Annotated in this window: 15 protein-coding genes; 9 read left to right on the plus strand and 6 right to left on the minus strand. The window is 72.4% G+C overall.

Annotated features, from left to right (window positions below; all coding sequences use genetic code 11):
* Positions 1-25: 25 nt before the first annotated feature.
* Positions 26-1,744, plus strand: a complete 1,719-nt coding sequence (locus ABZU32_RS05795; protein WP_354917656.1) for an RNA polymerase sigma factor — start codon at positions 26-28, stop codon at positions 1,742-1,744.
* Positions 1,745-1,874: 130 nt separating this feature from the next.
* Positions 1,875-2,849: a hypothetical protein gene (locus ABZU32_RS05800; RefSeq protein WP_354917659.1), complete on the plus strand. Its 975-nt coding sequence runs from the start codon at positions 1,875-1,877 to the stop codon at positions 2,847-2,849.
* Here ABZU32_RS05800 and yaaA read toward each other — a convergent pair.
* Entirely contained in the window at positions 2,836-3,600 is a 765-nt protein-coding gene (gene yaaA, locus ABZU32_RS05805; protein WP_354849995.1) for a peroxide stress protein YaaA, read from the minus strand. The genes ABZU32_RS05800 and yaaA overlap by 14 nt on opposite strands.
* Positions 3,601-3,692: 92 nt before the next feature.
* Between yaaA and ABZU32_RS05810 the strand changes: the two genes are divergently transcribed.
* Positions 3,693-4,421, plus strand: a complete 729-nt coding sequence (locus ABZU32_RS05810; protein WP_354917662.1) for a GNAT family N-acetyltransferase — start codon at positions 3,693-3,695, stop codon at positions 4,419-4,421.
* 140 nt (positions 4,422-4,561) lie between these two features.
* Here the strand turns inward: ABZU32_RS05810 and ABZU32_RS05815 are convergent, their stop codons facing one another.
* On the minus strand, positions 4,562-4,786 hold the full coding sequence (locus ABZU32_RS05815; RefSeq protein WP_354850001.1) for a hypothetical protein: 225 nt from the start codon (positions 4,784-4,786) through the stop codon (positions 4,562-4,564).
* Positions 4,787-5,029: 243 nt separating this feature from the next.
* Between ABZU32_RS05815 and ABZU32_RS05820 the strand changes: the two genes are divergently transcribed.
* Positions 5,030-7,102, plus strand: a complete 2,073-nt coding sequence (locus ABZU32_RS05820; RefSeq protein ID WP_354850004.1) for a DNA topoisomerase IV subunit B — start codon at positions 5,030-5,032, stop codon at positions 7,100-7,102.
* A 151-nt stretch (positions 7,103-7,253) separates the two neighbouring features.
* On the opposite strand, the gene ABZU32_RS05825 is transcribed toward ABZU32_RS05820, so the two are convergent.
* Positions 7,254-7,754, minus strand: a complete 501-nt coding sequence (locus ABZU32_RS05825; RefSeq protein ID WP_354850007.1) for a carbonic anhydrase — start codon at positions 7,752-7,754, stop codon at positions 7,254-7,256.
* Between the two features lie 139 nt (positions 7,755-7,893).
* Here ABZU32_RS05825 and ABZU32_RS05830 point away from each other — a divergent pair, with 139 nt between their 5' ends.
* Both ABZU32_RS05830 and ABZU32_RS05835 read left to right on the plus strand, forming a co-directional pair.
* The gene (locus ABZU32_RS05830) at positions 7,894-8,223 is read left to right on the plus strand and encodes a hypothetical protein (RefSeq protein WP_354850010.1); all 330 of its coding nucleotides are present in this window, start codon (positions 7,894-7,896) and stop codon (positions 8,221-8,223) included.
* Between the two features lie 157 nt (positions 8,224-8,380).
* Positions 8,381-8,734, plus strand: coding sequence for a YciI family protein (locus ABZU32_RS05835; protein WP_354850029.1), 354 nt, complete (start codon positions 8,381-8,383; stop codon positions 8,732-8,734).
* A gap of 362 nt (positions 8,735-9,096) precedes the next feature.
* Here the strand turns inward: ABZU32_RS05835 and ABZU32_RS05840 are convergent, their stop codons facing one another.
* Positions 9,097-9,654 (minus strand): thioredoxin family protein, encoded by a 558-nt coding sequence (locus tag ABZU32_RS05840; RefSeq protein WP_354917665.1) that lies wholly within the window; start codon positions 9,652-9,654, stop codon positions 9,097-9,099.
* 338 nt (positions 9,655-9,992) lie between these two features.
* Here ABZU32_RS05840 and ABZU32_RS05845 point away from each other — a divergent pair, with 338 nt between their 5' ends.
* Positions 9,993-10,337 carry a VOC family protein gene (locus tag ABZU32_RS05845; protein ID WP_354917668.1) on the plus strand — a complete coding sequence of 115 codons (345 nt, stop codon included), beginning with the start codon at positions 9,993-9,995 and terminating at the stop codon, positions 10,335-10,337.
* Between the two features lie 181 nt (positions 10,338-10,518).
* On the opposite strand, the gene ABZU32_RS05850 is transcribed toward ABZU32_RS05845, so the two are convergent.
* Complete coding sequence (locus ABZU32_RS05850; protein ID WP_354917671.1) at positions 10,519-13,035, minus strand: DNA topoisomerase IV subunit A; 2,517 nt, start codon at positions 13,033-13,035, stop codon at positions 10,519-10,521.
* A gap of 234 nt (positions 13,036-13,269) precedes the next feature.
* Between ABZU32_RS05850 and ABZU32_RS05855 the strand changes: the two genes are divergently transcribed.
* Positions 13,270-15,477 carry a DEAD/DEAH box helicase gene (locus tag ABZU32_RS05855; protein WP_354917674.1) on the plus strand — a complete coding sequence of 736 codons (2,208 nt, stop codon included), beginning with the start codon at positions 13,270-13,272 and terminating at the stop codon, positions 15,475-15,477.
* Between the two features lie 79 nt (positions 15,478-15,556).
* On the opposite strand, the gene ABZU32_RS05860 is transcribed toward ABZU32_RS05855, so the two are convergent.
* On the minus strand, positions 15,557-16,450 hold the full coding sequence (locus ABZU32_RS05860) for a sugar kinase (protein ID WP_354917677.1): 894 nt from the start codon (positions 16,448-16,450) through the stop codon (positions 15,557-15,559).
* A gap of 153 nt (positions 16,451-16,603) precedes the next feature.
* Between ABZU32_RS05860 and ABZU32_RS05865 the strand changes: the two genes are divergently transcribed.
* Positions 16,604-19,381 carry a GNAT family N-acetyltransferase gene (locus ABZU32_RS05865; protein WP_354917680.1) on the plus strand — a complete coding sequence of 926 codons (2,778 nt, stop codon included), beginning with the start codon at positions 16,604-16,606 and terminating at the stop codon, positions 19,379-19,381.
* Positions 19,382-19,662 lie beyond the last annotated feature (281 nt).

A 19,662-nucleotide genomic window follows, 5' to 3' on the forward strand; every position in this document is an offset into this window, starting at 1 on the left:
CCATGCGTTCGTTCGAGAGGTGTTCGTGTCGCCTGCAAGTTCGACTCGCTCGAAGCCGTCTGAGCTGAACGAGCCCGTCATTCAGCGGCTCATCGAGCGTGGGCGCTCGCAGGGTTTCCTCGAGTCTGAGGATGTCCGCAAGGCCTTCGAGGAGGCGGACATCCCGATGTCGCACGCCGCGGTGTTCCTGCGGAACCTCAGCAAAGAGGGTGTGACCGTCGTGGTGACCGCTGCGGACTCGGCGGCGCCCAAGAAGTCTCGTGGCCCGGCCAAGCGTCGCACCGCCGCCCCCGTCAAGAAGACCAAGACCGCCACCGCGGCGGCCAAGGAGCAGCCCGATACCGTCACGGCCGTGGTGAGCGGTGCCGGGGGCGAGGCCGCGGCGACCGGTGAGAATCCGGTCGCCAAGAAGCCCGTGGCCAAGAAGGCCGCGCCGGCGAAGAAGGCCGCACCCGCCCCTGACGCTCCCGCCAAGGTCGCAACCCCTGCAGCCCTCGCCAAGAAGGCCAAGCCGGAGGTCGCCGTGCCCGCGTCGCCATCGCCCAAGATCGAAACCAAGCCCAAGGTCGCCTCCGAGGATGACGAGGACCTCGACATCGAGGGCGACCTCGAACTGGAGGACTTCGACATCGACGTGGAGGTGGACGCCGAGGCCGAGCCCGAGGCGGAAGCCGACGCCGAGACCGAGGCGGAAGCCGAGGTAGAGGCCGAGCCGGAGGCCGAGGTCGAAGAGGAGCCCAAGGCCGGCGCCGAGGTCCAGAGCGACGACGAGGTGCTGATCCTCTCCGATGACGACGACGACGCGCCGGTCGCGCAGGTCGCCGCCGCCGGGGCCACCGCCGACCCGGTGAAGGACTACCTCAAGCAGATCGGCAAGGTCCCCCTGCTGAACGCCGAGCAGGAGGTCGAGCTCGCCAAGCGCATCGAGGCCGGCCTGTTCGCCGAGGAGCAGCTTGCCAACGACGGCGAGCGCCTGCCCGTCGACGTCCGCGCCGAGCTCGAGTGGATCGCCGAGGACGGCCGCCGCGCCAAGAACCACCTGCTGGAGGCCAACCTCCGCCTGGTGGTCTCGCTGGCCAAGCGCTACACCGGCCGCGGCATGCTCTTCCTGGACCTCATCCAGGAGGGCAACCTGGGCCTGATCCGCGCGGTGGAGAAGTTCGACTACACCAAGGGCTACAAGTTCTCCACCTACGCCACGTGGTGGATCCGCCAGGCGATCACCCGCGCCATGGCCGACCAGGCGCGCACCATCCGCATTCCGGTGCACATGGTCGAAGTGATCAACAAGCTGGCCCGGGTCCAGCGGCAGATGCTGCAGGATCTCGGCCGCGAGCCCACCCCCGAGGAGCTCGCCCGCGAGCTGGACATGACCCCTGAGAAGGTCGTCGAGGTCCAGAAGTACGGGCGCGAGCCGATCTCCCTGCACACCCCCCTCGGCGAGGAGGGCGACAGCGAGTTCGGCGACCTCATCGAGGACTCCGAGGCGATCGTCCCCGCGGACGCGGTGAGCTTCACCCTGCTGCAGGAGCAGCTCCACTCGGTGCTCGACACGCTGTCCGAGCGCGAGGCGGGCGTGGTCTCCATGCGGTTCGGCCTGACCGACGGCCAGCCCAAGACGCTGGACGAGATCGGCAAGGTCTACGGGGTGACGCGCGAGCGCATCCGCCAGATCGAGTCCAAGACCATGTCGAAGCTGCGCCACCCGTCGCGCTCGCAGGTCCTGCGCGACTACCTCGACTGACCCGCCGAACGGCCCCCGCCCGGTCACCGGGCGGGGGCCGTTCTGTGCCCGGATCCGGTGAGGCGTGCTTAACGCATCCGTAACATGCCGGTAGTGAGCAACGTCTCGACGGCTTCTAGGCTCACGCGGCATGGGTGTGATCGAAGTGGATCGGGCGCGTGCTCGGGGGCCACGACTGATCGCAGGCCGTCCCTGGGCGGACACCGTGCTGGACGACGCGGTGGCCGCTCTCGGACGTGGATTCCTGGAACCCGCCATCCCCGCGCTGGTCGCGACCCGGGCGGATCCGGAGTTGCGCGCGCTGCGCGTGGAGGCGCTGGCCAAGGCCGCCGTGGGAGTCACGGGCGGCATCGAGGCCCTGCTCGAGCGAGATCGGGTCAACCCCGACCTGTGGCTGTGGCTCGGCCGCGCGCGCGTCGAGGAGGCATGGGAGATCAAGCCCGACGTGCGGGCGCGGGCGGTGCAGGCCGGCCGCCTGCGCACCTTCCACCAGGCGATGGAGTCGGCGCGGGCCCCGCTGCTGGCGGCGGCCCAGCTGCTGCCGGGCGACCCCGTGCCCTGGACCTGCCTGCTGTGGATGGCGCTGGCCCTGGAGAGCCCGAGGGAGGAGAAGGACTCCCTGTGGGCCGAGGCCTGGCGCCGTCATCCCTCGCTGTACGCCGCCCACGTCGTCCGGCTGATGACGCTGTCGCCCGGGTGGGGCGGCACCAGCCAGGAGATGTTCGAGTTCGCCCGCGGCGCGGGGCAGTTCGCGCCGGTCGGCGACCCGCTCTGGGCCCTGCTGCCGCTGGCCCACTTCGAGCACGTCGCGGGGGAGCGCTCGGGACGGTCGCGCGCGTGGGGCACCTTCGACGTGCAGCGGGAGATCAGCGCGGCGTCCGGGCGCTGGCACGACGGCAGGGGCTCGCGGCCGCATCCGCGGGCCGTGGAGGCGCACAACGCGTTCGGGGCCGCCTTCTACCTGGCGGAGATGCGCCGGCCCGCCAGGGGCCACCTGTCGCGCACCGGTGGCCGCTTCAGCGACATGCCGTGGTCACATCTGGGCGACCCGGCCAGGGAGTTCCACAAGGCGTGCTCGCGGCTGAATGTGATCACGAACGGATAACGACGTCCATGGTCCAGGGCCGCCCCCGCGAGGGCGCGGCGCCCAGCTCGATGGTGTGCCCGAGGCCGGTCAGCAGGTCGGCCAGCTCGCCCGGTGTGCGCGGGTCGGCGGCGGACTCCACCAGCGAGCGGGCGACCGCGCCGCGCGTGGCCTTGGCCATGTGGCTGACCACCGTGCGCGACCCGCCCGACTCGCGCAGTACGCGCACCGTGACCGCGCGCGAGCCGGGCTGCCACGCCTGCGCGTAGGTCGAGGACCGCAGATCGACGATCAGGCCCTTCCCCCCGTCCAGGGCCTCGCGCAGGCTCGGGCGCCAGTGGGCCGCCAGGCCGCCCAGGGGAGGCAGCCGCACACCCATGGACAGGCGGTAGGGCGGCACGCGGTCGCCGAGCCGTAGGGCGCCCCACAGCCCCGAGAACACGATGATCCGGCTGCCGGCGCGGCGGCGCGCCCGGGCGTCCAGCGTCGCCAGGCCGAGATTGTCGTACAGCACGCCGGTGTAGAGCTTGGAGGCCGGCAGGGCGGGGGCGGTGCGCAGGGCGAGGTTCCTGCCCAGCTCGCCGGCCTGGCCGGGGGACAGGCCGAGCACCGTCATCGCCTCCTCCTGCGGGCCACTGACCAGCGCGTCGAGCGCGTCGAGGGCCTTCTCGCGGGCCGAGGTCAGCTCGGGGAAGGACAGGGCGCCGAGGTCCAGGGGGCGCCCGGTGCCGCGGGCGGCCTTTCCCTCGGAGGGCGGCAGCAGGATGAGCACGGCTCCCGATCCTAGCCTCCGCAGGTCAGCCGGGTCGCGCGGCCTCCTGCGGCCCGGCCGGGAGGCGGGAAGATCGGCTAGAGTCTGCGCTGATGAACGAGGAATGTGCGGACATCGAGGCTCTTGTGCACCATGCCTGGCCGGCGACGCACCAGGAGGTGGTCGGCGACTGGATCCTGCGCGCGGCGGACGGCGTGACCAAACGCGCCAACTCCGTGCTGCCATGGGGAGAGCCGGACGATCCGGACAAGGCTCTCGACGCGGCCGAGAGGTTCTACGCCGCCCGGGGGCTGCCGTGCGTGTTCTCCGTGGGCCCGCGCGCGCCGTCATGGCTGGACGGCCACCTCGCCGGGCGCGGCTACCGCCTGGTGGACGAGGCCGCCTACATGACCGCCCCGCTGGACGGTGCGACCCCGCCGGCCGCCCACCCGGTGACGATCACGGACGAGCCCGGGCCCGGCTGGCTGACCACCTGGTGGGAGGTCGACGGCAGGTTCGACAGGGGCCTCGCGACCGCCGAGCGCATCGTCCGCGGGGTGCCCGCGAGCTACGCCGCCGTGCACGAGGGCGGCGCGCCGCTCGCCGTCGGCCGATCAGTGCTCAAGGACGGCATGCTGGGGATCTACTGCATGGCGACGGTGCCCGCCGCCCGGCGGCGGGGCCTCGGGCGCGGCGTGCTGCGCGGCCTGCTGGCGCACGGACGCGCGCGCGGGGCGACCGGGGCCTACCTGGTCGTCCTGTGGCGCAACACCACGGCCATGGCCATGTACGCCGCCGAGGGCTTCACGCCGGCGGGGCGCTACCACTATCGCGTGAGGTAGCACCGGCGCGCGGGCCCTGACAGCGCGACGCGGCGAGGCCGAGGAGGCGTCCGGGGGGACGCCTCCTCGGATCGCCGCGTTCACGGTTCACCGTTATGAGGTTGTGCTCGGTTATCTGGGTCAGAGCGACGGGCCTGAGCTCACCGCTCGCTGGTGTTCGTAGGGGTTTCGCTGAGACGCGCCGACTCGTCCTGGATGTCGGCGCCCTTGTCGCGCAGAGCCGCAACGTGCCGACGCCCGTGGTGGGCGCAGAACAGTAGCTCCCCGCCCATGGGGAGGGACGCGCGGATGTACGCCTGGGCGCCGCACCGGTCGCATCGGTCGATGGCGGTCAGCGGCTTGGTGGGGGCGAGAGCTCCAGTCACGTATCGCCTTTCGGGTCACCCCACTGACGTGGGGATTTGGCGTCAGTCACTTGGCTCAACATCTAACCCGATGCGGACGTTCCCAATCGCCTTCCGGATACGCCGAGAGCAGAATGTGTCGTTAAGTGACGTGAATCGGCCGCCGCCTGACGCAGAACCCCCTGTTGGTGGCACGCTTAGGCACGGTGGACCATCGGAAACGGTAGGCTACGCACACATGTTCGATGCTCGGTGGGAGTGGGAGTGACCGCAGTCAGCACGGAGACGGGTTACACGGCCCGTCATCTGTCGGTGCTGGAGGGCCTGGAGGCCGTCCGTAAGCGCCCCGGAATGTACATCGGGTCCACTGACAGCCGCGGTCTCATGCACTGCCTCTGGGAGATCGTGGACAACGCCGTCGACGAGGCTCTCGCCGGCTACTGCAAGCGCATCGAGGTCGAGCTGTTCCCCGACGGCTCCATCGAGGTCCGCGACGACGGCCGGGGCATCCCGGTCGACATAGAGCCCAAGAGCGGCCTGGCCGGCGTCGAGCTCGTCTACACCAAGCTCCACGCCGGCGGCAAGTTCGGCGGCGGCTCCTACGCGGCCTCCGGCGGCCTGCACGGCGTCGGCGCCTCGGTGGTCAACGCCCTGTCCGCCCGGCTGGACGTCGAGGTCGACCGCGACGGGCGCGTCCACGAGATCAGCTTCCGGCGCGGCGTGCCGGGCGTGTTCGACGGCGAGGGGCCGGGCGCCAAGTTCAAGAAGAAGTCCGGCCTGCGCGACGGCGGCGCGCTGGGCCGCAAGGCCACCGGCACGCGCGTGCGCTGGTGGGTCGACAAGCAGATCTTCCTGCCCGAGGCCGAGGTCTCGCTGGACGAGATCCACGTCCGCGCCCGGCAGACCGCCTTCCTGGTCCCCGGCCTCACCATCGCCGTGCGCGACAGCCGGGGCGAGGAGCCGCTGGACGAGGAGTTCCGCTTCGACGGCGGCATCTCCGAGTTCACCGAGTTCCTGGCCCGCGACGAGGCCGTCTGCGACGTCATGCGACTGCAGGGCGTCGGCCACTTCCACGAGACCGTGCCCGTGCTGGACGAGCAGGGCCACATGACCTCCACCGAGGTCGAGCGCGAGCTGACCGTCGACGTCGCCGTCCGCTGGGGCAAGGGCTACGAGACGACCGTGCGCTCCTTCGTGAACGTCATCGCCACGCCCAAGGGCGGCACCCACATCAGCGGGTTCGAGCGCGCCCTGCACCGCACGATCAACGAGCAGCTCAGAGAGACCCGCCTGCTCAAGAACGGCGACGACCCGGTGACCAAGGAGGACCTCCTCGAGGGCCTCACCGCCGTGGTCACCGTGCGCGTGCCCGAGCCGCAGTTCGAGGGCCAGACCAAGGAGGTCCTCGGCACCTCCGCGGCGAGCCGCATCGTCGCCCACGTGGTCTCTCGGGAGCTCAAAGAGCTGTTCGCCAGCACCAGGAAGGCCAACAAGCTCCAGCTCAGGGCCGTCCTGGAGAAGATCGTCGCGGCCGCCAAGGCCCGCATCGCCGCCCGCGAGCACCGCGACAACCAGCGCCGCAAGAGCGCCCTGGAGAACTCCGCGCTGCCCGCCAAGCTGGTCGACTGCCGCAGCGACGACGTCGACCGCAGCGAGCTGTTCATCGTCGAGGGCGACTCCGCCCTCGGCACCGCCCGCGCGGCCCGCGACTCGGAGTTCCAGGCGCTGCTGCCCATCCGCGGCAAGATCCTGAACGTGCAGAAGGCCTCGGTGGCCGACATGCTCAAGAACGCCGAGTGCGCCGCGATCATCCAGGTGATCGGCGCCGGCTCCGGCCGGGGCTTCGACCTCGACGCCGCCCGCTACGGCAAGGTCATCCTCATGGCCGACGCCGACGTGGACGGCGCGCACATCCGCTGCCTGCTGCTGACGCTGTTCCACCGCTACATGCGGCCGATGGTCGAGGCCGGGCGCGTCTTCGCCGCCGTGCCGCCCCTGCACCGCATCGAGATCACCAACCCGGGCAAGGGCAAGGAGAAGTACCTCTACACCTACTCCGACGCCGAGCTGCACCGCACCCTGCGCGACCTCGATCGGCGGGGCAAGCGCTGGAAGGACCCCATCCAGCGCTACAAGGGCCTGGGCGAGATGGACGCCGACCAGCTGGCCGAGACCACCATGGAGCCGCGCCACCGCACCCTGCGCCGGGTCCGCATCGAGGACGTCGAGGCGGCCGAGCAGATCTTCTCGCTGCTCATGGGCAGCGACGTGGCGCCCCGCCGCGAGTTCATCGTCAGCAGCGCCGCCGAGGTCGACCGCGACGCCATCGACGCCTGACGCCTGCGGCTCCTCGGGGGTGGCGGGGCGTGCGGCCCGTTCAGGGCGCGCGGGCGCCGGCCTGGTGCCTGCGCTCACGAGATCGCCATTGCTGAGGTGAAGGCCGGGAGAGATCCCGGCCTTCACGGTATGCGGGCGGTGCGGGCAGGGGTCAGAGTTCGACCGGCATCAGCTTGCCGGTGTGGACGTCGTACACCGCTCCGCCGACGGCCAGGCGGTCGGGCAGGTAGGGGTAGGTGCGGATGCGCACCATGTCACGCCGCAGCGCGGCGTCCTGGTCGGGGACGGTGTGGAACTCCAGGCTGCGGGTGTCCACGCCGTACTGGCGGCTGATCAGCTCGTGGACGTCCTCGTCGGTCGACTTGGCCATCCGGCAGTCGGTGTGCGGCATCACCAGCACGCGATCGACCCCGAGCAGGTACACCGCGAGCACGAGCGTCCGCAGGACGTCCTCGGTCACGCGCGCCCCGGCGTTGCGCAGGATCTTGGCGTCGCCGGCCGACAGGCCGAGCAGCTTGAGCGGGTCGATCCGTGAGTCCATGCAGGTGACCACGGCCAGCCCGCGCCTGGCCTGACCGGTCAGGTCCGCCTGCTGGAAGGATCTGGCGAAATCCTCGTTGGCGGTGAGCAGATCGTCGAAGGCTTCCGTCATGATGCCCATATTCCCGGATGTCGGTTCGGCGAATACCTCCGGGGGGCCCGATACGAGGGTTCGTAAAGATCCCACGATCACGCGTCACGATGGGTGATGATGTTCCCACTCTTAGTGAAGATCGTGGAGAGGGTTCGTGGTGGGGACGACCGATTCGCTCGCAGGCCATCTACGTGCGCGGGCCAGGTGGCGGCTCGACCGGGTGCAGGCCCGGGACGGCGGCTGGAACGCGCGCTGCGCGCTCGCCCTGCTCGACGCCGCGTCCTACACGCAGTCCCTTCCCGACGACGACCCGCTGATCGCCGCGCTGGAGGAGGCCGGCTGCTTCGGGGCGTACGGCTGCGGCGAGTTCGAGCCGCAGGAGGCCGTGGCCCGGCTCATCGACTCCTGGCACGACGGCGAGCCCTGGGAGCTGCTGACGGCCATCCCCGTCGCGGCCAAGGCCGGCGCCACGCCCTCCCCCTCCTGACCACGGGCGTTCGCGCGGGAGCGGCCGCACGGGCCGCCGGGAAAGTCCGGGAAGATAATCGCGAGGGTGACGTAGAGCGGGCCGGGCCGGCTCCGACTCCCTTACGACGGACCCCGCAGGGGTCGCCGCACACCGCAAGGAGCCGATCGTGAAGTACATGCTGTTGATCCATAACCGTCCCGGCTACGTCGACGAGCTGTCCGAGGCCGACCGCGAGGCGTTGTTCGGCGCGGTCGACTCGATCATGAAGGAGCTGACCGAGACCGGCGAGCTGCTGCGCGGCGAGGCCTTGGCCGACCCGTCCCAGAGCAAGACGGTGCGCGTCCGCGACGGCGTCCCGGCGATCACCGACGGGCCGTTCAGCGAGGCCAAGGAGCAGTTCGCCGGCTACCTGCTCGTCGAGTGCGAGACGCCCGAGCGCGCCGTCGAGATCGCCGCGAGCTGGCCCGACGCCCGATACTTCGCCATGGAGGTCCGGCCCGTCGTCCACCAGTCAGGGCCGGAGGCCTGAAGACGCCCGTCCCGGCCCGCTAGTGCGGTGACCACAGACGTTCACCGGGCGCGGCTCTCCACTCCGGGCCGCGCCTGGTGCGGTGACCGCGTACGTTCGCCGGGCGTGGCTCTCCACTCCGGGCCGCGCCTGGTGCGGTGACCGCGTACGTTCGCCGGGCGTGGCTCTCCACCCCGGGCCGCACTTGGTGCGGTGACCGCGTACGATCCCCGGGCGCGGCTCTCCATCCCCGGCCACGTGCCGCAGTGATCGGCGCCGGGTCGGCGGGTCGTGGTACGGCGATGCCGGCGCCTGCTACGGCGCCCGAGCCGGTACACGTTCGTGGACGGCGCCCGAGCCGGTACACGTTCGTGGACAGCGCACTAGTCGTTCCCCGGCTTCCACTTGATGCCGCAGCCGAGGCTGGGGTTCTGCGGGCCGGGGACCGGCCGCCCGGCGAGCACCGCGTCGATGGCGCGGCGCAGCGAGGAGCCGGTCACCGGAACCTGGTTGGACGGCCGCGCGTCGTCGAACTCGCCGCGGTAGGCCAGGCGGCGGCCGGCGTCGTAGAGGAAGAAGTCCGGCGTGCAGGCGGCGTGGTAGGCCCTGGCCACCTCCTGCGACTCGTCGACCAGGTAGGGGAAGCCGAAACCGGCGCGCTCGGCCTGCTCGGCCAGGTGCTCGGCGTCGTCGTCGGGGTAGTTCACCACGTCGTTGCTGCAGACGGCCACCGTGGTGACCCGGTCGCTGTAGTCGGCGGCCAGCGCGCCGATGCCCTCCTCGATGCGGCGCACGTAGGGGCAGTGGTTGGACAGGAAGACCACCAGCGTCGCCGGGGCCTGCCGGAGCCCGGCCAGCGACACGCGGCCACCGTCGATGGACGGCAGGTCGAACTCAGGCGCGGGGGTGCCCAGCGGCACCATGAACGAGGTGACGGCCATGCCGCCATTCTCCCGCACCGGCCCGGCCGAGATCCCCGTCCGCGCCGGCCCGGCCGGGATCCCTGTCGGCGCCGGCCCGGCCGACATCCTCGTCCCCACCGGATCGGCGGGATCCCGTCCCTCTCTCGCTCGCCGCCGCCGGGTCCCGCTCCCGGGACGCCGTTTGACCTTCTCCCGTCGGGTAGGCGGATCACGGCCGCGCTTCGTCGAGCCGGCCGGACAGGTGACAACGAGATGCCGGGCCCGGCGACACCACTGTAGGGGGCTCGCTGGTGCCGTACGGGTACGGCGGAGAAACGGGAGTGACAATGGCGGAGATCGCGCGCTTGCGGAATATCGTGCTCGACTGTCCAGACCCCAGGGCGCTGGCCGAGTTCTACGCGTCCGTGATCGGCTGGAAGGTCGCCCACGAGGACGACGAGTGGGTCAGCCTCAGCGACGGCGGCCAGGTCAAGCTGTCGTTCCAGCGGGCCGAGAGCTACCAGCCGCCCAACTGGCCGAGCGCCGAGCATCCCCAGCAGGCGCACCTGGACCTCACCGTGGACGACCGCAAGCAGGCCGAGATCGAGGTGCTCGCCCTCGGCGCCGTCAAGCACCCGCACCAGCCCGGCGAGTTCGACGGCGACTTCACCGTCTTCCTCGACCCCGCGGGCCACCCCTTCTGCCTCTGCGACGCCGGCTGACCCTTCCGCGCACCGGCCGACCGGCGCGCGGCTCACCGCCACCCCGGCCCCGGCCCCGGCCGCCCCGGTTTCACGCCGAGGAGCGGCCGAGCCGGCTCAGATTCACGCCGAGGAGCGGCCGAGCCTGGAACCCCTCACGCTCATCTCACCGGGCCGCCGGCGGGCGTCCGGCGGCCGGCGCTCAGGGCGTCTCGGCCGCGTCCAGAGACCGCCCATCGGCGGGGGAGGCGTCCAGGTCGTCGTCCGCGGCGCTGCCGAGCGCTCCGCCGATGGCGGCGACCGGAGCGCTCAGGCGCACGCCCGAGCCGTCGCGGCGTCCCAGCTCGGCCGGCAGCTCGACCGGCTTGCCCGTGGACGACACGGCCTTGATCGGGGCCGGGCCCGCCCAGGCGAGGATGAGCACGTCCTCGCCCTTGAGGAAGCGCTGGGCCCGCACGCCGCCCGTGGCGCGGCCCTTGGGCGGGTACTCGGCGTAGTCGGAGACCTTGGCGCCTCCGATCTCGGTGCCGGGCAGCGCCGTGGCCGCACCGGCGACGGTCACCACGCGGGCCTCGCGCGCCGGGTCGACGACGCCGAACCAGACGACCTTCGCGCCGCCGTCCAGCCGGATGCCGGTCATGCCGCCGGCCGGGCGCCCCTGCGGGCGCACCGACGAGGCGGAGTAGCGCAGCAACTGGGCGTCGGAGGTGATGAACACCAGGTCGTGCTCCTCCGAGGTCAGCTCGACGGCGCCGACCACGCTGTCGCCGGGCTTGAGGCCGATGACCTCGAAGTCGTTGCGGTTGGCCGGGTACTCGGGCACGACCCGCTTCACCATGCCCTGCGCGGTGCCCAGGGCCAGCCCCGCGCCTTCCGGGTCGAGCGAGCCGAGGCCGACGACCAGTTCGCCGGCGTTCAGCGTCACGTACTCGCTGACCGGGTGGCCGCCCGACAGCGACGGCGGGCTCGCCGACGGCGGCAGCGTCGGCAGGTCGACCACCGACACCCTGATCAGGCGGCCGGCGGAGGTCACCACCCCCACCTCGCCGCGCACGGTGGAGCGGACGACCGAGACCAGGACGTCGTGCGCAGAGCGTTCGTCGCCCGACCCCAGCGGCGAGGCGTCCGCGGTGCGGGCCAGCAGGCCCGTCGAGGACAGCAGCACCTGGCACGGGTCGTCGGCGACCTCCAGCGGGATGGCGCCCGGCGTCGTCACCGGGCCGCCTTCCAGCAGGACGGTGCGGCGAGGGGTGCCGTAGGTCTTGGAGACCTCGGCCAGCTCGTCGGAGACGACCTTGCGGAGGCGGTCCTCCGAGGACAGGATCGCGGTCAGCTCGGCGATCTCGTCCTGCAGGGTCTGCCGCTCGCGCTCGAGTTCCAGCTTGTCGTAGCGGGTGAGGCGGCGCAGCGGCGTGTCGAGGATGTAGTTCGCCTGGATGTCCGACAGCTCGAAGATCTGCATGAGCCGCGAGCGCGCCTCGGCGGAGTCCTCCGAGGAGCGGATGACCTGGATGACCTCGTCGATGTTGAGCAGGGCGATGATGAGGCCGTCGACCAGGTGCAGGCGGTCCTCGCGCTTGCGCCGGCGGTAGGTGGAGCGGCGGCGCACCACCTCGATGCGGTGGTCGACGTAGACCTGCAGCAGCTCCTTCAGGCCCAGCGTGCGGGGCTGGCCGTCGACCAACGCCACGTTGTTGATGCCGAAGGTCTCTTCCATCGGGGTGAGGCGGTAGAGCTCGGCGAGCACGGCCTCGGGGTGGAAGCCGTTCTTGACCTCGATGACCAGGCGCAGGCCCTTGTGCCGGTCGGTGAGGTCCTTCAGGTCGGAGATGCCCGAGAGCCTCTTGGAGGTCACCAGTTCCTTGATCTTGGTGATGACCCGCTCGGGGCCGACGTTGAAGGGCAGTTCGGTGACGACGATGCCCTTGCGGCGCGGGGTGACCTGCTCGATGGTCGCCTTGGCCCGCATGCGGAAGGTGCCGCGGCCGGTCTCGTAGGCGTCGCGGATGCCCGCCAGGCCGATGATCGACCCGCCGGTCGGCAGGTCGGGGCCCGGCACGAACCGCATCAGCTCGTCCAGGGAGGCGTCCGGCCTCTTGATCAGGTGGCGGGCGGCGGCGACGACCTCGACGAGGTTGTGCGGGGCCATGTTGGTCGCCATGCCGACCGCGATGCCCGCCGCGCCGTTCACCAGGAGGTTGGGGAAGGCGCTGGACAGGACCGTCGGCTCGGTCTCCTGGCCGTCGTAGTTGGGCTTGAAGTCGACGACGTCCTCGTCGATCGACTGGACCATGAGCATGGCCGCGGCGGCGAGGCGTGCCTCGGTGTACCGCATGGCGGCCGGCTGGTCGTCGGGCGAGCCGAAGTTGCCGTGGCCGTCGACCAGCGGCAGCCGCATCGAGAACGGCTGCGCCATGCGCACGAGCGCGTCGTAGATCGCGGTGTCGCCGTGCGGGTGGAGCTTGCCCATCACGTCGCCCACGACGCGGGAGGACTTGACGTGCCCCCGGTCGGGGCGCAGGCCCATCTCGCTCATCGAGTAGAGGATGCGGCGCTGAACCGGCTTCAGACCGTCGCGCGCGTCGGGAAGGGCGCGCTGGTAGATCACGGAGTAGGCGTACTCCAGGTAGCTGGTGCGCATCTCGGTCGAAACGTCGATGTCGACGATTCGCTCCTCGAAGTCCTCATCTTGCGGGGGCGTGGTAGTCCGTCGGGCCATATCGAACATTGTGCCGAAGCCCAGAGGCACTCCGCGACACGAAGCCCTTTTACCTCCCGGCGCACCGCGGATCCCTGGCGCCTTGCCCTCCACCCTCCCAACCTGCGCCACCGCCGTTCCACCGCCGCTTCACCGCCGTTCCACCGTCCGGGGACGGCGCCTGAGGGGCGCGGGTCGTCCACAGGCGTGGCGCGGGCGGCCGGAAAGGTCGCCCGGACCTGATAGCAAGGAGTCATGGTTGACGACAGTGGCCTGCGGGCCGAGGCCGAGCTGAAGCTGCGGGAGCTCGCGGGCGATCACGCGGCTCTGCGCGATGACCAGTGGTCCGCCATCCGGGCGCTGGTCGTCGATCGGCGGCGCGCGCTCGTGGTGCAGCGCACCGGGTGGGGAAAGTCGGCGGTGTACTTCATCGCGACCGCCCTGCTGCGGGCGCGGGGCGCGGGGCCGACGGTGATCGTCTCGCCCCTGCTCGCCCTGATGCGCAACCAGATCGCCGCCGCCGAGCGGGCGGGTGTCCACGCCGCCACGATCAACTCGGCGAACATCGACGAGTGGGACACCGTCCACGCCGAGGTCGAGGCCGGCGAGGTCGACGTGCTGCTCGTCAGCCCCGAACGGCTCAACAACCCCGACTTCCGCGACTTCATCCTGCCGAAGCTCGCGGCCGGGGCCGGCCTGGTGGTCGTCGACGAGGCCCACTGCATCTCCGACTGGGGCCATGACTTCCGTCCTGACTACCGCCGGCTGCGCACCCTGCTGGCCGACCTCCCGCCGGGCGTGCCGGTGCTCGCCACCACCGCCACCGCCAACGCCCGGGTCACCCGCGACGTCGCCGAGCAACTGGGCACCGGCTCCTCCGCCGGCGCCCCTTCCGGTGCCTCCGGTGCCCCATCCGATGTCGTGTCCGGTGCCTCGTCCGATGCCCTCTCCGCCGCCTCGTCCGGCTCTTCGCCGCAGGCGCCTTCCGGCGCGTCCGACGGCGGCACGCTCGTGCTGCGGGGCCCGCTCGAGCGCGACAGCCTCCACCTCGGGGTCGTCCGGCTGGGCACGGCCGAGCAGCGGCTGGCCTGGCTCGCCGAGACGCTGCGCGACCTGCCGGGCTCGGGCATCATCTACACCCTCACCGTCGCCGCCACCCAGGAGATCGCGGCCTACCTGCGCGACCAGGGGCACGAGGTGGCTGCCTACTCCGGCCAGACCGACCCGGCCGAACGCCTCGCCGCCGAGCAGGCCCTGCTCGGCAACCGGCTGAAGGCCCTGGTCGCCACCTCGGCCCTCGGCATGGGGTTCGACAAGCCCGATCTCGGCTTCGTCATCCACGTCGGCGCGCCGGCGTCGCCGGTGGCGTACTACCAGCAGGTCGGCCGGGCCGGGCGCGGGGTCGAGCGGGCCGAGGTGATCCTGCTCCCCGGGCCGGAAGACCGCGACATCTGGGCCTATTTCGCCTCGCTGGCGTTTCCCCCAGAACCGGTCGTGCGAGCCACGCTCGACACCCTGGCCGCAGGGGGCATGATGTCCACGGCCGCGCTGGAGACCCGGGTCGACCTCAGTCGCAACCGGCTCGAGATGATGCTGAAGGTCCTGGACGTGGACGGCGCCGTCAAACGGGTCAAGGGCGGCTGGCAGGCCACCGGCCGGCCGTGGGCGTACGACGCCGACAGGTACGCCCGGGTCGCCGCAGAGCGGGCGGCCGAGCAACGCGCGATGCTCGGCTACATCTCCACCACCGAGTGCCGCGAGGAGTATCTCCGCCGTCACCTGGACGACGCCACCGCCAAGCCCTGCGGCCGCTGCGACAACTGCACGGGCGCGCACCGTCCGGTCGAGATCGCCTCCGCCGCCGTCCACCGGGCCCGCGAGCGGCTGCACCGCCCGGGCGTGGAGGTCGAGCCGCGCCGCCAGTGGCCCACGGGCCTCAAAGAGCTCGGCCTGTCCGGCCGCATCCGCCCCGAGATCGCGGCCGAGCCGGGGCGCGCCCTCGGCCGGCTCACCGACATCGGCTGGGGCAACGTCCTGCGGCGGCTGCTGGCCGAGGGGGCGCCCGACGGGCCGGTGCCCGACGAGGTGTTCGACGCGGTGGTCGCGGTGCTGAGCGCGTGGCGCTGGGCCGAGCGCCCGGTGGCGGTGGTGACCATGCCGTCCGCGGCCAGGCCGGTGCTGGTCTCCACCCTGGGTGAGCGGCTGGCCGCCATCGGCCGGCTGCGCCACCTCGGCTCCCTGGCCTACCGGCAGGGCCCTCCCGGCCGTCAGCACAACAGCGCCCAGCGGGTGCGCGCGCTGCGGGCCACGCTGGCGCCGCCGGAGGCCGATCTCGCCGACGGCCCGGTGCTGCTCGTGGACGACCGCGTCGACACGGGGTGGACCATGACCATCGCGGCCGCCCTGCTCCGCCAGTCCGGCGCCCCGGCCGTCCTGCCCCTGGCCCTCGCCACCACCAACTGACGGAGATGCCAGAGGCGCGGTCAGGAGACGCCGAGGCGGGGGTGGGAATGGTCGGTGCCGGAGGTGTGCGTGGCGGGGGTCAGAGGCGGGGGCGGGCGCCGAGGTTGCTGATGGCCTTGGCGGCCAGGGCGTTGCCCGCGGCCAGCGCGTCGGCCGGCTGCTTGCCCTCCAGCCACGGCTGCAGGAAGCCCGCGGTGAAGGCGTCGCCCGCGCCGGTGCCGTCGACGATCCGCTCGATGTGATCGGCGGGCGCGCGGACCGGCTCGGGCCGGTTGTTGGTGTACCACAGGGAGCCCTCGGCGCCCACCTTGATCACGACCTGCGGGAACCAGGCGGTGAGCACCTTGGCGGCGGAGGCGGGGTCGTCGCGGCCGGTCAGCACCTTGGCCTGGGCGTCGTTGGCGAACAGCAGCTTGGCGCTGTGGGTCCACTCGAGGAACGGCTCGGCGCCGGTGCGCTCGAGCGGGGCCGCCGAGGCGCAGTCGATGGAGATCGACATGCCGGCGCGGCGGGCGTGGTCGAGCGCGGCCAGCCCGGCGTCGCGCGAGCCGTCGTTCAGCAGGGTGTACCCCGAGACGTGCAGGTGACCGCCCTGGGCGAACAGGTCGCGCGGCAGGTCTTCGGGAGACAGCGCGGCGTTGGCGCCGGGGTCGGACAGCAGGGTGCGCTCGCCCTTGTGGGTGACGAGCACGACGCAGGTGCCGGTCGGCCGTTCGGGATCCATCACGAGGCGGGCGTCCACGCCGTACCCCATGAGCTCCATGTCACGGTTACGGCCGGTGATGTCGGCGCCGCGGCGGCCGACGAACGCGACCTCGGCGCCCTCGACGGCGAGCCAGGACGCGATGTTCGCCCCGGAGCCGCCACCGTGCATGGTGACGACGGCCGGAGTGTCGCTTGCCCTGGCGAGAGGGTAGCGGGCGCGTGCGACCGCATCGGTCATCAGATCGCCCACCACGACAACCCGGGTCATGATGTCACCACCTTGCTGGCACTACAGGAGGCTGCTGACAGAAAACCTAACAGCTTCAAGCCGGGGCGTGGGGCATAGAGCGGACACCCGTGCACAGTCGATGCACAAGCGTTGCCCAACGAATCGGACAGACAGCCGCTTACCCTCATCAATGTGGAACCTCACTACCCGGCCCACTGGGAGGCCGACGTCGTGCTCGCCGACGGGGGCACCGTACACGTGCGTCCCATCCGGCCCGAGGACGGCGACATCCTCCGCGCCTTCTACTCCCGGCTGTCGGAACAGTCGATCTACTTCCGGTTCTTCGGCCCGCGTCCGCGGCTGTCGGACCGCGAGGTGGCCTGGTTCACCACCGTCGACTACGTGGACCGGGTGGCGATGATCGCGACCCTCGGCACCGAGATGGTGGCGGTCGTCCGCTTCGACCGCCTGGGCCGGCAGGACGCGGCCGAGGTGGCGTTCCTCGTCGAGGACGCCCACCAGGGCAGGGGCGTCGCCTCGGTGCTCATGGAACACCTGCGGGCCGCGGCGCGGGAACGCGGCATCAGGTCCTTCATCGCCGACGTGCTGCCGGCCAACAGCCGCATGATGGCGTTCTTCCGTCACGCGGGCTACACGGCGCAGAGCCAGTTCGAGGACGGCGTCGTGCGGATGACCCTGGACCTGGCGACCACGGAGACCTCCCGCGAGGTCACCATGGCGCGCGAACACCGGGCCGAGGCTCGCTCGATCGAGCGGCTGCTCACCCCCACCTCCGTCGTCGTCGTGGGCGCGGGCCGCGAGGCCGGCGGCATCGGCCAGACCGTGCTGCGCAACCTCCTCGGCGCCGACTTCAACGGTCCGGTGTACCCGGTGCACCGCGAGGTGCGCGCGGTCGCCGGCGTCCGGGCCTACAAGAGCGTCTCGGCGATCGACGGTGACGTGGACCTGGCCGTGGTCGCCGTCCCCGCCGACGCTGTGCTAGACGTGGTCGAGGAATGCGCGGAGAAGGGCGTCAGGGGCCTGGTGGTCGTCTCCTCCGGCTTCGGCGAGACCGGACCCGAGGGCCGTGCCCGCCAGGACGAACTGGTGCGCATCGCCCGCGCTTACGGCCTTCGCGTGGTCGGGCCGAACTGCCTGGGCATCGCCAACACCGACCCCAAGGTCCGCCTGAACGCCACCCTCGCCGCCCGGCTGCCCGGCAGAGGGCGGGTCGGCTTCTTCAGCCAGTCCGGCGCGCTCGGCACCGCGCTGCTGCAGCGGGTGGCGCAGCGGGGCATGGGCATCTCGACGTTCGTGTCCGCCGGCAACCGGGCCGACGTGTCCGGCAACGACCTGCTGCAGTACTGGGAGCAGGACCCGGCCACCGACGTGATCCTGCTCTACCTGGAGTCGCTGGGAAACCCGCGCAAGTTCGCCCGGCTGGCCCGGCGGACGGCCCGCGAGAAGCCGATCGTCGTCGTCAAGAGCGGCGGCGTCACCCAGGGCGTGCCGGTCGGGCACGCGGCCCCGGTGCTCGGGCTGCCGGACACCGCGCTGACCGCGCTCTTCGAGCAGGCCGGGGTGATCAGGGTGGACGACCTCGCGCAGCTCTTCGACGTCGCGCAACTGCTCGCCTACCAGCCGCTGCCCGAGGGGCCGAGGGTCGGGGTGGTCAGCAACTCCGACGCGATGGCGCTGCTGGCCGTGGACGCGTGCGTGGCGGCCGGGCTGGAGCCGTGCCCGCCGGCCAACCTCGGCGCCCGCGCCGGGGCCCTGGACTACCGCCGGGCGCTGGCGGACATGGACTGCCAGGTGGACGCCATCGTCGCGATCTACATGCCGCCGGTGCCGGGAAACGCCGCCGAGGTCGCGGCCGAGCTGGTCCGGGTGGCCGAGGAGACCGGCAAGCCGCTGCTGGCCACCTTCGAGGGCCGCATGGGGATGCCGGAGGAGCTGCGCGTGCCGGGGGAGGGCGGCGACCCGGGCAAGGGTTCCATCCCGTCCTATCCGGCCGCCGAGGAGGCCGTGCGCGCCCTGGCCCACGTGGTCCGCCACGCCCTGTGGCGGCGTACGCCGCCCGGCACGCCCCCCGGCCTGCCGGACGTCGACACCGCGGCGGCCAGGGCGGTGGTCGACCGCGTGCTCGCCTCTCCCGAGGCGCATGACGGCGCCCGCGGACAGGACCGGCAGGAGCCTTCACGGCGGCCGCCCGAGGAAGGGGCCGCCGATGGGGAGACCACCCCGCCACAGGGGCCGGCGGCCCTGGTCGCCCGCGAAGGGCCGGCGGCGTCGCCGGTCGCCGGGGCGGTGGAGGCCGACGCCACCGAGTTGCTCGCCTGCTACGGGGTGCACGTCTGGCCCTCACGGATCGTCTCCTGCTCGGAGGAGGCCGTCGAGGCGGCGCGGGAGCTGGGCTGGCCGGTGGTGGTGCGCGCCGACGACCCGGAGATCTCCCACCGGGCGGGCACGGTGCGGCTCGGCCTGTCCGACGCCGGCGGCGTCCGGCTGGCCTACGACGACCTGGCGGCGCGGCTCGGACCGGGGGTGAGACTGTCGGTCCAGCGGATGGCGCCCCAGCCCGCCGTGGCGACCGTGGTCAGGGCCGTGGACGACGCCGACTTTGGCGCCGTCGTGTCCTTCGGGCTCGGCGACATCACGGCCCGGCTGCTCGGCGACGAGGCGTTCCGGCTGGCGCCGCTCACCGCCGAGGACGCCGCGGCGCTGGTGCGGTCGGTCCGCGCCGCGCCGCTGCTGTTCGGGCGCCACGGGTACCCGCCCGTGGCGGTCGGCGCGCTGGAGGACCTGCTGATCCGGGTGGGACGGCTGGCCGACGAGCTGCCGGGAGTGGTGCGGCTGGTGCTGGACCCGGTGCTGGTGGGGGAGTCGGGGGTCAGCGTGGTCGGCGCCCGCGCCCTGCTGCGGGGCGGCGTCGGCCCGCGCCCGGACCGGGGCCCGCGCCGTCTCCGATGAGCCGGACACCTCCGGCGAAGGGGGCCGGCTGGACGGCTCGCCGGCCCCGGCCGCCCCGCCCCGCATCGCCTGAGGAGTGATGGCCACCGCCCGTCGTCGCCCGAGGAAGCCCTCCATCGCCGAGGAAGCCCCCTTCGCCTGGGGAAGCCGCCGCCCGCCCGCCGTCGCTTGAGGGAGCCGACGCCGCCTGCCGTCCCTTGGGCAAGCCGTCGTCGCTCGCCGTCGCCGGGGCTCGCCCGCCCGACCGCCCGCCGTCGTCTGGAGGCGCGGCGCCGTCGGCC

The sequence above is a fragment of the Sphaerisporangium sp. NPDC005288 genome, from assembly GCF_040607475.1.
Classification (GTDB): domain Bacteria; phylum Actinomycetota; class Actinomycetes; order Streptosporangiales; family Streptosporangiaceae; genus Sphaerisporangium; species Sphaerisporangium rhizosphaerae.

Bases quoted from the DNA above. Each gene is read 5' to 3' on its own strand.
- ABZU32_RS05800 (WP_354917659.1), top strand. From the start codon at position 1,875: ATGGGTGTGATCGAAGTGGATCGGGCGCGTGCTCGGGGGCCACGACTG.
- ABZU32_RS05810 (WP_354917662.1), top strand. From the start codon at position 3,693: ATGAACGAGGAATGTGCGGACATCGAGGCTCTTGTGCACCATGCCTGG.
- ABZU32_RS05825 (WP_354850007.1), bottom strand. From the start codon at position 7,754: ATGACGGAAGCCTTCGACGATCTGCTCACCGCCAACGAGGATTTCGCC.
- ABZU32_RS05835 (WP_354850029.1), top strand. From the start codon at position 8,381: ATGCTGTTGATCCATAACCGTCCCGGCTACGTCGACGAGCTGTCCGAG.
- ABZU32_RS05840 (WP_354917665.1), bottom strand. From the start codon at position 9,654: ATGGCCGTCACCTCGTTCATGGTGCCGCTGGGCACCCCCGCGCCTGAG.
- ABZU32_RS05850 (WP_354917671.1), bottom strand. From the start codon at position 13,035: ATGGCCCGACGGACTACCACGCCCCCGCAAGATGAGGACTTCGAGGAG.
- ABZU32_RS05855 (WP_354917674.1), top strand. From the start codon at position 13,270: ATGGTTGACGACAGTGGCCTGCGGGCCGAGGCCGAGCTGAAGCTGCGG.
- ABZU32_RS05860 (WP_354917677.1), bottom strand. From the start codon at position 16,450: ATGACCCGGGTTGTCGTGGTGGGCGATCTGATGACCGATGCGGTCGCA.